Raw genomic sequence first — 10,941 nt, 5'->3', positions numbered from 1 at the left:
CCGGGGTACTTCTGTTGCAACTGATTTTCGTGGTGTGACGGGCGGTGTGTACAAGGCCCGGGAACGTATTCACCGCAGCCTGCTGATCTGCGATTACTAGCGATTCCAGCTTCACGTGGGCGAATTGCAGCCCACGATCTGAACTAGGGCATAGTTTAAGGATTGGCTCCACCTTACGGTATTGCAGCCCTCTGTCTATGCCATTGTATCACGTGTGTAGCCCTGGACATAAAGGCCATGATGATTTGACGTCGTCCTCACCTTCCTCCGTGTTATCCACGGCAGTCTCCTGAGAGTCCTCCCCTTGCGGGGTAGCAACACAGGACAAGGGTTGCGCTCGTTGCGGGACTTAACCCAACATCTCACGACACGAGCTGACGACAACCATGCAGCACCTCGGCTGGCTCCCTTGCGGGTCCCCCTCCCTTTCAAAAGGGGTACAACCAGTCGTTCGAGCCCAGGTAAGGTTCTTCGCGTAGCGTCGAATTGAACCACATGATCCACCGCTTGTGCGGGCCCCCGTCAATTCCTTTGAGTTTTAACCTTGCGGTCGTACTCCCCAGGCGGTAGACTTAATGCGTTAGCGTCGGCGCGGGAGGGGTCGATACCCCCCACACCTGGTCTACATCGTTTACGGCTAGGACTACCAGGGTATCTAATCCTGTTTGCTCCCCTAGCTTTCGTGTCTCAGCGTCAGTAAAGGCCCAGAAACCTGCCTTCGCCTTTGGCGTTCTTCCAGATATCTACGCATTTCACCGCTACACCTGGAATTCCAGTTTCCCCTACCCTACTCAAGAAGCCCAGTATTCGACGACAGTCCAGGGTTAAGCCCTGGAATTTAACGACGAACTTAAGCTCCCGCCTACACACGCTTTACGCCTAGTAAATCCGAGTAACGCTCGCCACCTACGTATTACCGCGGCTGCTGGCACGTAGTTAGCCGTGGCTTATTCACAGAGTACCGTCAAACGGTTGCCCGCTTTCGTCCCCTGTAAAAGGAGTTTACGATCCGAAAACCTTCGTCCTCCACGCGGCGTCGCTGGATCAGGCTTTCGCCCATTGTCCAAAATTCCCCACTGCTGCCTCCCGTAGGAGTAGGGCCCGTGTCTCAGTGCCCTTGTGGCCGGTCATCCTTTTAGATCGGCTACCCGTCATTGCCTTGGTGGTCCGTTACACCGCCAACTAGCTGATAGGTCTCAAGCTTCTCCTCAAACGACCCTTGCGGGCCTTTCATCCCCCGATGATGCCTCCGGAGGATTATATGGGGTATTAGTTCGACTTTCGCCGAGTTATCTCCCATTTGAGGGCAAATTGCTTAAGTATTACTCACCCGTCTGCCACTAAGCGCCCGATATTCTGGTACGCTCCGTTCGACTTGCATGTGTTAGGCACGCCGCCAGCGTTAACTCTGAGCCAGGATCAAACTCTCCAAAAAATCCGTAACTGTTAACAGCGAACATCGCTATTAGCAATTAGCATTTACGGAGTGTTCTTAAGGCTCTGATTTGCTTTAATGCTGTCTGTGCAAAGTTCTCACACCCAATTTGGATTTTTAATGATTAATCATCCCATATAAACCTCAGTAGCCGGTGATTAGTGGCTGGCGGTCAGTTTCCCTTCCACCCGCCTATCACCTGCGCCTGATTCTATACGATCAGGGTGCCCATTCATACATAATTTTTTAGAGAACAAACCCTTTCCTGCTTTGTAGGATTACTCTACAGGTACGGGTAATTTGTATTGCCGCGGCTTGTGTTCGCGGCTGATACTAAATATTAGCAAAGTTTCAGGAAACCTGTCAACTCTTTTTTTCTCGTCGGAGAAACTGCGGTTTGCTTTGCGGAATTTCAGCTTAAGAGAACTCAGGGCCGCCTGTCTTTGCTCCCCTTTGAGGGGCTTTTAAATCTCCGGCTGTGTATTTATTATATCAAATCCAGGAACCCGGTCAAATATTTTTTATAACAATTCAAGAAGCCAGAATTCAGGAGTCAGTATGAGGATACAAAGGAAGAGAAAAATTCCACCATTCTGGATTCTGACCACTGATTCCTGTCTACTGCCTAGTAACCGGCCAGCCGTAAAAAAAAACCGGCGCAGATAGCCTTTAAAAGCCCGCAGCCTGGAACAAAACAAGAACGGCTGCATAGAACCAGCTTCCACATCAAAGCAGTCTGCCCAAGGCTTTTTTTTTGAGGAAGATGATAACCATATAGATATCTATATTATATATATAAATAATCGTACAGTTGCCCCGCCACATCGATCTAATCCCAGGGGCTACATCCTGCGGCTTGACGGTTATGAAGACCTTTGATTAATATTAATTAATGAAATTATTCATGGGTTTTTGTATACTCTTATGGATAAGAGCAAAGAGCCGCCACCTTCAAAAACGGTTAGAGGATAAAGGATCGTTCTGCCGGTTTTTTTGAGCTTAATTTTGCGTTCCGCAGGGGAGATAATATGGGAGAATTTTCGAGCAACCTTATAAAAGCGCGGGCCACGGCCGGTTTTGACACGGCCTATAAATTCTACCACCGCAACGGCGGAAGGGGACATTTTCCTTTTACCTTCGTACACTACACGCGCATAGAAAAAGGCGTATCCATGCCGGCGCCCGCCGCGCTGGAATATATCTTCCTCGCTTTGCGCCTGCTACCTTCACAGGACGCGGCCCGCCAGTTGCTTCTGAGCTATTTAAAAGATTATCTGGGCCGCGGCGCTGACTACATACTTGCCCCCCTCATGAGCGCCGGCGGCCAGCCTGCCGCCGACCCGCTGCAGTGGATGAAAACCCACGGCTCCGAGCACATCACTCCGGAGGAATTTAAAGTCATGGCTTCGGATGCAACGACCTACTGGTGCGCCGAGGCCCTTTGCAATGACGCGAGGAACTGGACGCCCCAGGCTTTGGCGGCGGAGCTGGGTTTAAAACCGGAGCCGGTCCGCAAAGCCCTTGAAAAACTTAAAAAAGCCGGACTTGCCGTTTACGCCGGGGCCGGCAAATTCAAGTGCCGCCACACCGGAAAATTTTTTACCTGGCCGGGCCGCCTGACCGGGATGAACGCGCATTTAGACGCCATTAAAAGCTACTGGGACAGGGCCGGAAAAGAAGGCGGCCGCGAGCTGTTCGAGCGGCTTGAGCTTATACGCGCGGAAGAAGGGGCTGTTTTCAACTACAGGCTTCAGCTCGCGCAAACGCTGGATAACGCGAACGGCTACTCCACCCACAACAAAGGCGACAACACCGGTTTTTTCCTTATAGAGACCCGCATAAAGAAACTGAAAGATTTTTAACTGGTAACCATTCCTGTTACTAAAACGGCCCGCGCTGTACTGCGGTGTTTTAGGCCTTAAACCATCCATAATCTTACCCTCCGCCGCATTACATGGTCCCCCGTTTGCATTAAACTTTAATAGAAGTTCCCACAGGGGAAGATACTTCCATAAAGCGAGGGACAAAAGAGCATGAAGAAAATAATAATTGCCGCAGCCGTCGTGTTAGGATTCTCCGGCGGGGTTTACGCGGAGAGCGCAATAAAGCAGCTTGAAGCCGCATACGGCATGGAGAAAGCCGAAGTTGCCGCGACAGCGGAACCGGCCGCCACGGCGCGAATGTCGCAGCCTCCGATGGGCATTTTAAACGACGCCTACCATAATGTGGATATTTCCGGCAACAGCGACGACGGCGCGTCAAGAGGCGCGTTCGTTCTTAAAAAGGTCAACAAACCCTCCGGTTATACTATGACCAATGATGGCGGCTCCCTTGTAAAGACGGCGACCCTGGGCAGCGCGGATTTTAATGATGAGTCCGGGTTGCTTGTCAGAGTCACCTACCATCCGGACGGCACGGATTATTCCGACGCCTCCGGCGCCGCTCTTTTTGCGCAGCAGGCTACCCCCAGCGAAGACATTTTCACCGGCGCGGACGGCAAAGCGGCGTTCACCAAAACCGCCACGGACGGGGAAACAGACATCTTTACGTGCGCCGACGGGACCGCCTGCCTGGTCAGGAAAGCGCAACCGTGGGGTGATGAGTTTTTTGTGAACGGGCAGCGAATCATGCTCCGCGCGGCCTGCCCCGGCGGCGACGTGTTCTACGGCGCGGACGGCGCGCGCATGCTGGTCCGTGTCGCGGAACCGGGCGGTGACAGCTATTACCGCCCGGCCGGCGCCCCTGCGCTGCCGGATATTGTAAAGATACTTCAACTAACCGGAAATCCGACCGTATGGCGCGCAGTCCTTTTTGATTTCAAGCGCGGTTTGACCCATACCCGTATCATTTGGCCTATCCCGTCACTTCTCTATTAAATTCGCAATCACAAAAGAAGACCGGGGCTCTGCTCCGGCTTTCTTTTTATACCATCCCGCGGATTAATATATATAATCTAAATAACTTTTGTTCGCCAAGGAGCTGAAATGAGCATACACCATAACCAGCCGAAAGGCCTTTTCCTTTTGTTTTTCGTTGAAATGTGGGAGCGTTTTTCTTATTACGGCATGCGGGCACTGCTGATGCTTTACATGATAAAGTACCTGCAGTTCTCAACTGAAAAATCCGGCCACATCTACGGCTGGTACACCGGGTTGGTCTATCTAACCCCGCTGATGGGCGGCTACATAGCTGACCGCTACCTGGGGCAGAGGAAGTGCATAATTATAGGCGCTATCCTTATGGCGTTGGGCCACTTTGCGATGGCGTTCCCGTCTTTGCCTTTCTTTTTCTCCGCGCTGGGGCTTTTGATACTTGGCAACGGATTTTTCAAGCCGAACATCTCCACCGTGGTCGGTTCGCTTTACGAGCCCAACGATCCGCGCCGCGACGCGGGCTTCACCATTTTCTATATGGGCATCAACCTGGGCGCATTGTTCTCGCCGCTCGTCTGCGGCACGCTGGGCGAAAAGGTCGGCTGGCATTACGGGTTCGCGGCGGCGGGCGTAGGCATGCTGATGGGGCTTGCCATGTATCTGTGGGGGCAGAAGGCGCTTTTGGGCGACAAGTGCATGAAGCCGGCCTTCATCCACGGCAATACTATAGAGGACAAGCCGCTGACGCATATTGAGAAGCAGCGGATAGCGGTAATCTTTATAATGGCTTTCTTCGTTATTTTCTTCTGGGCGGCTTTTGAACAGGCGGGCAGTTCGCTGACGCTGTTCGCGGACAGGGAGACCAACCGAATGCTGAGTCTGTTCGGTTACAGTTGGGAAATGCCGGCGAGTTTCTTCCAGTCCGTGAACCCGCTGTTCATACTGATACTGGCGCCATTCTTCTCAAAGTTATGGTTGAGACTTGGCGAGGCGCAGAAAGAGCCGCCGAGCCCGATAAAGTTCGTATGGGGGCTGGGGCTGCTGGCTATAGGTTTTGTGGTAATGATAGCGGCGGCTGCGGTCTATCAGCAGTCGGGGCCTGTGAGCGTGCTCTGGCTCTTGGCGGCGTATTTCTTCCACACGATGGGTGAGTTATGTCTGTCGCCTGTGGGGCTGTCGCTGGTGACTAAGCTTGCGCCGGCTAAGTTCGTGTCGCTTTTGATGGGGACCTGGTTCCTGGCGAATTTCGCGGCCAACTTCGTGGGCGGTTTCTTCGCCGGGAACTACGACGCGATGAACCACACGCTGTTTTATATGATACCTACCGGGACGGCGGTGGGAGCTGGATTGTTGTTATGGATCTTAACGCCGCAGCTTCGGAAGTGGATGCACGGGGTGCACTAACGGCAGGGAATAGGGGCTAGCGAATAGCGATTAGTGGAAAACATCCGGCTCAACGCCGGATGTTCTTTTATAGGGATGTAAAATTGGGAAACTAACGGCAGGAATGCGGGTTCGCGGGGCCTGCCTCCGGGTATATTTGCGGGGGTCGGGTCGGCCAGCGCGGCCGCCCTTATCCTCAGGCTCCTTTGACTGCAAGCACAAGTCGCCTTCCGGAAAACCCCCGCAAATAAGCCCGAAGTCACCCGCTCCAAATTGCATTTTTTAAAATATATATGTGTCCCCACCCTCACTTACGATACTTCCGAATTGACCCACCCGTCAGTCGCAGCTAACCTTATATGTCAGCAGGGGCGGGTTCTATTGCTACCATACCTATACATATAATTTTGATAGCCAGATTACTATCCATCCAACAAAGAATGCAACATAGTACAGTGGAAATATTATTGTATTTGATATCAACAACTTTCTTTTCTTGACCTCAAATACGGCGCGTTTATTTAATGACATTCCAGTGAGAGTCTCAATCTCATTTGCTCGTTGTATGTATCCAATCATGTATGCTGTAGTCCTTCTCTCGTTGTTCAGCCCCATTAGTAATACAAGAAATGCAATTATTGATAAGACTAATGCCGTCAAGTCAAAATGCAATAAGTTCTTGCCAATGATGGTCAATACAGCAACTTGAACTGTACTGACAAAAGCCATATCTTGGCGCCTCAATTGCATGTGGTGAGTATATTGCGCCAATGCATGCTCATATTCCAATTTTATTAGCTCAAATTTCTCGTTCTGGCTCAAGTCCATTATTCCCTCCATTACCCTATCAGCTTCACTTTATAGTCCGAGGCTTCCAGTTCGGTTTTGACAAAAGCCCTGTGGTCGCCTTGCAATTGTAGGAAACATAATGCGATACTATCGCGAGTTGAGGCGCTAAAATCTCTCAATTTTTTTCCGGGACGTCCTTCGACTACTCTCAGGGTTCGTCATTAAAAGTATAATATCAAAAATAGCACCCGTCGGGGGAGTTAGTGGGTTTTTAGCAAAGGCCCCCCCGCCAATACAGCACGGCGGGCAGGCAACCGGGCGGCTCAGCAGAAAAGGTGTCAGGCTACATTTTAAGGTAACTTACTGCTACTCGGCGGTTCATGGGTTTTATCATTGAAAGGACGCGTTTTGTGGAGGAAATGCCCATATAGCGAGCCACGCCATGCGCCTTGAACCAGGAAAGGCCGGCATAGTAGAGGTTGGATGAGAACCCCTTGCCGGTATGCTCAGGCAATATGCCGATATTCCCCAACAGCCCCGTTTTCTTAACACCTTTTTCAACCGACACGGTAATATTTCCCGCCAGAACGCCGTTGAAATACAGGCCAAAAATCCGCATTACGTTCTTTTTCTTCAAATATTTTAAAAACGTCTTTCGTATCCTGGCTACGGGGACATTGTACATGCTTGAAGTGCTGTCACTTTTAAGGGCACGGATAGACATGCGCAGATAATCATGCATTTCGCGCCGCATATCCACCGGGCGTATGTCGTAACCCGGTGGAAGCGCATGTTTTTTAGTGGCAACCGCCCGGAGAGAAGTCGAAACCTTCCCGGACAGAGCGTGGTAAGCCAGCTTAAAACCCTGATTCTCACAAAGCTTTATTTTTGCGCTTTCAGAAGGGGCTATACCTATCTGCACTTTAAGGTTTTTTGCTTTATGGAATTTACGGGCGCTGGCGGCCAATTCTTTTATAAAGCCGTTCTCTATAAGTTCCGGCGCCATTATAAAAGGCCGCACAATTATTATGCGGCCCTCGAAATCATCCGGAGCTGTTTTTGAGACCCAAAACCAAAGCAGCCGGCCGTTTTCAATGGCGTAGGAAACAAAGAGCTCAGGGCTTCCGCCGTTAATAATTTTTTTCAGGGCGCGGGCGGCTTTTTTCATGGCCGCGGTGGAAATTTTTTCACCCTGGAATCCATAGGATACTTCACGGATCCAACTGCCCGCAGCTTCAAGCAGCAGTTTCTCAGGTCCGATTCCAGCTTTATTTTCAGTGCGTTTCATTTCAGTTCATCCCAGAATTCTTTGGGTGGATGGGTCGGGTCTTTGTCTATTCTTGTGTCGTGCCAGACGAAATCGCAATAGGGTTTCCCTTGGGTAAGAGTGCCTGTTCTGGTTAAGGTGAAGGCGGGGTTGTGCATTTTGGCAGCCTCAAAGTCGTAGTGACAGGCCGCCGCATAAGCGTAATCCGGGTCGTTTAATTCCTTCATAACTTCGGCCCACTTACACTTGTCTGCGCGGCAGCCGCTCCTGCCCTCGTCTATTACAAATTCGGTCATTATGAAAGCATTCTTGAAGGCTCCCCTGGGTTCCTCTTCCGAAAAAACCAGGTCGGAAACTTTTTCCGACTTAGGCAAGGACATTGTGCGAGTGTTGGCATCCATCATCACCTGAAAATATTCTATAGCTTCCTTTCTGGGCAACACAGTCTCAAGAGCCTTGGCAAAGTAGTAATAGATAAAAAGATAACCCCGTAAAAAAGGCTTAGCGTCTATGGTTATCTCGTCTTCCGGGGCCGTGCGCCCATCTATTTCAAGCAATTCTATTATTTTTCCGGCCAAAGCATTTCCCAGTTCAGCGTCTTTTGCCAACCGCGGGAATTTTTCAAGAAGGCCTGTTATAACAGCCTCCGGATAAACGCAGAGTTTTTTTGCCTTTAAAAAATCCAACAATGTGGCCCTATATTTTTGCAGGTCCGGAATGGGATGCTCTTCAATGTAGCCCAGGCAAAATTCCGGGAATTTCAGGCGGCGCACATACTCCGCCACCTTCGTTTTTACCGGTGTCAGATCCTGATATCCGCTGAACTTTTTGGTTTTTATATCAAACATCTTCCCTCCAATCGAATACACGGTAATTTGTCACATTCAGTTTGCCTTTCAAAAGCAGGTGCGGTGCGTAACCCCACATCAGCGGATATTGTTTTTCTTCCAGACATTCCCGGTAATACTCGATATTAATCTCCGGCATTCCTGAAAGTTCTTTTACCCGTCCGACGCTTACCGGTTCAAAGTCGGAATTCAAAAATTCCCTCCTATCTTCTTTTCGCCTGTCATTTTTATAAAGGATGGAATTTACGGCGACATTACACAGTGGTATTTCAAACCAGTCTCTATGTATCTTATGATGTTCAAACCCTATCTCCGAAAGGGTGCGGTATATCAGCGAGGGGTGCATAAGCGACATGTGAATCACATCGTTCCAAAGACAATCCAAAGGCGGGATAATAACCTTCATGAGCCACTCCCGGCCTTCATAATTTTTTTTAGCTTCCTTGTAGATAGAAGGGAAATGCTCCTTAAGCCGATTGAGCGGATAAAGAGTTGTCCCGGTGAAATCCGGCGCCTTCCTATGATACACAAAAGTTTTAGACATGTTTTTTATAAATGGCTATCCTTGAGAAAAAGGTATCAGACTGCTTTTTGGAAACCGATCAATTCGGCGATGGCCTTTAAAAGCCGCAGCGCAGGCCGAGCTTTATGGATTGGGAGTTAAAGCCGCGGCCCGTCTCGGCTTCGTAGCGGGCGAAAAGCGAGAAGTTTTTTCCGAGTTCAGCGGAAAGACCCGCGCCGGCAAGAAAACGGTCCGTCCGCGCCCTGTCGCCTAAAATCGTCACAGCCTCACCCTGATCCATAAGACCGGCGGATATGTGGCGGCCATCCAAGGCCGCGCTGTGCGCCCAACCCACTGCTACTTCCGGTTTGAGCGCCCGGCTTTTGGCTGCGCGGAGATCGCGGCTTAAAACAAGGCGCAGCTCGGTGCGCAGGGTTTGCGCGCGAAAACCGTTGACATGCAGGTCCAGGCTGCCCGCGCCGGACTCGTCAAAAGCGTTCTGCCTGAGATTAAAGTAAGATAGACGCCCCAGACCTGAAGCCTCCAAACCCAGTAAATGTGCCACGGCCCCGCCCTGCAAATGCGCGCAGAGGCTGTTGCCGTTCTGGCTGCTGTCCGCTGTGCGCTGTATGGAGAGGTCCACCACATCCGCGCCGGCGGTTGTATTGTAGCCGTGGCCGGTGAAATTAAGGTTGCGCCGGGCCGTAGTCTGGTTGGAACCTCCCGCGACGGAGAGATCAAAAAAGGCGTTAGTCGTAAAGCCGCCGGCGTAGACGGCGAGTCTTTCCGTGTTCTGGGTGGCATAACCGCCGTTGCCAGTCCAGTCAAGGCGGTTCTTCAGGCCCGCCGCGGCGAGCCCCAGAAAAAAGCCGGGCTTTGGCTCGCGGTCAAAACCGGCCACAAAACCTTCACTGTTATAATCAAAACCCACGCGCTCAGCCGCTTCTTTCTGGTCTCCTTTCTCGCCTACGCCTTGCAGCCAAACCCCGGTTTTGACTTTTTCCGCGGCCTCTCTCCGGTCCCGGCCGCGCTCCCAAAGATTGTCGGCCAAAAGAAGGTCGTTGCGCAGGCCTACGGTTGAGAGCGCGTCGAATCTCTCCGGGCTTATCTGGCGCAAGGCCGCGGTAAGGGGCCCGGGATCCGACCCGTAATTTATATAGTCCAGGGTTGTGTAAACGTCCGCCAGATCAGTTCCGTCGTCGGGGTTAAACAGGTCCAGATACGCGGCCATTTTTCCCGTGTTGCCGGTTTTTACCAGGCGCGTGTAGGTCAGGGCTTTGTTGTCCAGCCCCTGGCCGTTGACGTAGCTGTCGCTGGGAAGCCAGACATAATCGGCGAAGTCGGCGGGGTCCGCCGGCGAAGAGGAATCGGTATGCGTCCCGATGACCTTGGTCTGCTGGGCTCCTCCGTCACCCCAGCCCGCGATGGGGCCCGCAATGCCGGTCCAGAGGCCGTACGGGGTTCCAGCCGGAACGCGCACCTGGACGATGTTCGTGGGCAGGGCGGGGAGGGCGAAGATGTTACGCAACTGCTGAGGCGTGAGGCCGCGCACCGCGTGGGCGCTCATCATCCATGAGCCCAGTGGACCCGAACCGCCGGCCGGGGAATAGAGCCTTACATAATTGAGAGCATGCGCGGGTGTAACCTCGTAGACCGGCTTGGTTGTGTCAAAGGGGTCCGTAACGCCGGGAATTATGGAGGAACTCCATTTTTCCAAGTACTGGTTGACATCCGCGCCGGTCCAGGTTTGCACCAATGTGGTTCCCGGAGGGATTACCGGGTCCGGGACCGTGGCCTGGGCCGCGGCGGCAAAGACGAATATGGAAGCAAGTGTTATCATGAAG

The 10,941-nt window shown here is 51.8% G+C and carries 8 protein-coding genes and 1 rRNA gene; 3 read left to right on the top strand and 6 right to left on the bottom strand.

All coding sequences use genetic code 11. From position 1 onward, the window contains the following. Positions 1–1,435: ribosomal RNA gene (locus NTX59_12145) — 16S ribosomal RNA — on the bottom strand; the annotation flags it as partial. A 1,028-nt stretch (positions 1,436–2,463) separates the two neighbouring features. Between NTX59_12145 and NTX59_12140 the strand changes: the two genes are divergently transcribed. The 3 genes from NTX59_12140 to NTX59_12130 all read left to right on the top strand — a co-directional run bounded on the left by NTX59_12140 (position 2,464) and on the right by NTX59_12130 (position 5,712). Further along, positions 2,464–3,297 carry a winged helix-turn-helix domain-containing protein gene (locus NTX59_12140; GenBank protein MCX5786428.1) on the top strand — a complete coding sequence of 278 codons (834 nt, stop codon included), beginning with the start codon at positions 2,464–2,466 and terminating at the stop codon, positions 3,295–3,297. 171 nt (positions 3,298–3,468) lie between these two features. Further along, positions 3,469–4,311 carry a hypothetical protein gene (locus tag NTX59_12135; GenBank protein ID MCX5786427.1) on the top strand — a complete coding sequence of 281 codons (843 nt, stop codon included), beginning with the start codon at positions 3,469–3,471 and terminating at the stop codon, positions 4,309–4,311. 108 nt (positions 4,312–4,419) lie between these two features. Further along, complete coding sequence (locus NTX59_12130; protein MCX5786426.1) at positions 4,420–5,712, top strand: peptide MFS transporter; 1,293 nt, start codon at positions 4,420–4,422, stop codon at positions 5,710–5,712. Positions 5,713–6,084: 372 nt separating this feature from the next. On the opposite strand, the gene NTX59_12125 is transcribed toward NTX59_12130, so the two are convergent. From NTX59_12125 to NTX59_12105, 5 genes are all read right to left on the bottom strand, one after another. Next, positions 6,085–6,531 (bottom strand): hypothetical protein, encoded by a 447-nt coding sequence (locus tag NTX59_12125; GenBank protein MCX5786425.1) that lies wholly within the window; start codon positions 6,529–6,531, stop codon positions 6,085–6,087. Between the two features lie 292 nt (positions 6,532–6,823). Next, the gene (locus tag NTX59_12120; protein MCX5786424.1) at positions 6,824–7,768 is read right to left on the bottom strand and encodes a GNAT family N-acetyltransferase; all 945 of its coding nucleotides are present in this window, start codon (positions 7,766–7,768) and stop codon (positions 6,824–6,826) included. Continuing rightward, the gene (locus NTX59_12115; GenBank protein ID MCX5786423.1) at positions 7,765–8,595 is read right to left on the bottom strand and encodes an L-2-amino-thiazoline-4-carboxylic acid hydrolase; all 831 of its coding nucleotides are present in this window, start codon (positions 8,593–8,595) and stop codon (positions 7,765–7,767) included. The genes NTX59_12120 and NTX59_12115 overlap by 4 nt, the downstream gene beginning before the upstream one ends. After that, positions 8,588–9,001, bottom strand: a complete 414-nt coding sequence (locus tag NTX59_12110) for a hypothetical protein (protein ID MCX5786422.1) — start codon at positions 8,999–9,001, stop codon at positions 8,588–8,590. The genes NTX59_12115 and NTX59_12110 overlap by 8 nt, the downstream gene beginning before the upstream one ends. Before the next feature lie 214 nt (positions 9,002–9,215). Beyond that, positions 9,216–10,937, bottom strand: a complete 1,722-nt coding sequence (locus NTX59_12105) for an autotransporter outer membrane beta-barrel domain-containing protein (protein MCX5786421.1) — start codon at positions 10,935–10,937, stop codon at positions 9,216–9,218. Between the last annotated feature and the right edge of the window lie 4 nt (positions 10,938–10,941).

The sequence above is a fragment of the Elusimicrobiota bacterium genome (assembly GCA_026388155.1).
In the GTDB taxonomy this organism is placed as follows: Bacteria; Elusimicrobiota; Elusimicrobia; order Elusimicrobiales; family UBA9959; genus UBA9634.
This window is presented reverse-complemented; position numbering and strand designations above follow the sequence as displayed.

Excerpts from the sequence above, each read along its gene's own strand:
- NTX59_12140 (MCX5786428.1), top strand. The coding sequence starts at position 2,464 with ATGGGAGAATTTTCGAGCAACCTTATAAAAGCGCGGGCCACGGCCGGT.
- NTX59_12135 (MCX5786427.1), top strand. The coding sequence starts at position 3,469 with ATGAAGAAAATAATAATTGCCGCAGCCGTCGTGTTAGGATTCTCCGGC.
- NTX59_12130 (MCX5786426.1), top strand. The coding sequence starts at position 4,420 with ATGAGCATACACCATAACCAGCCGAAAGGCCTTTTCCTTTTGTTTTTC.
- NTX59_12125 (MCX5786425.1), bottom strand. The coding sequence starts at position 6,531 with ATGGAGGGAATAATGGACTTGAGCCAGAACGAGAAATTTGAGCTAATA.
- NTX59_12120 (MCX5786424.1), bottom strand. The coding sequence starts at position 7,768 with ATGAAACGCACTGAAAATAAAGCTGGAATCGGACCTGAGAAACTGCTG.
- NTX59_12115 (MCX5786423.1), bottom strand. The coding sequence starts at position 8,595 with ATGTTTGATATAAAAACCAAAAAGTTCAGCGGATATCAGGATCTGACA.
- NTX59_12110 (MCX5786422.1), bottom strand. The coding sequence starts at position 9,001 with ATGAAGGTTATTATCCCGCCTTTGGATTGTCTTTGGAACGATGTGATT.
- NTX59_12105 (MCX5786421.1), bottom strand. The coding sequence starts at position 10,937 with ATGATAACACTTGCTTCCATATTCGTCTTTGCCGCCGCGGCCCAGGCC.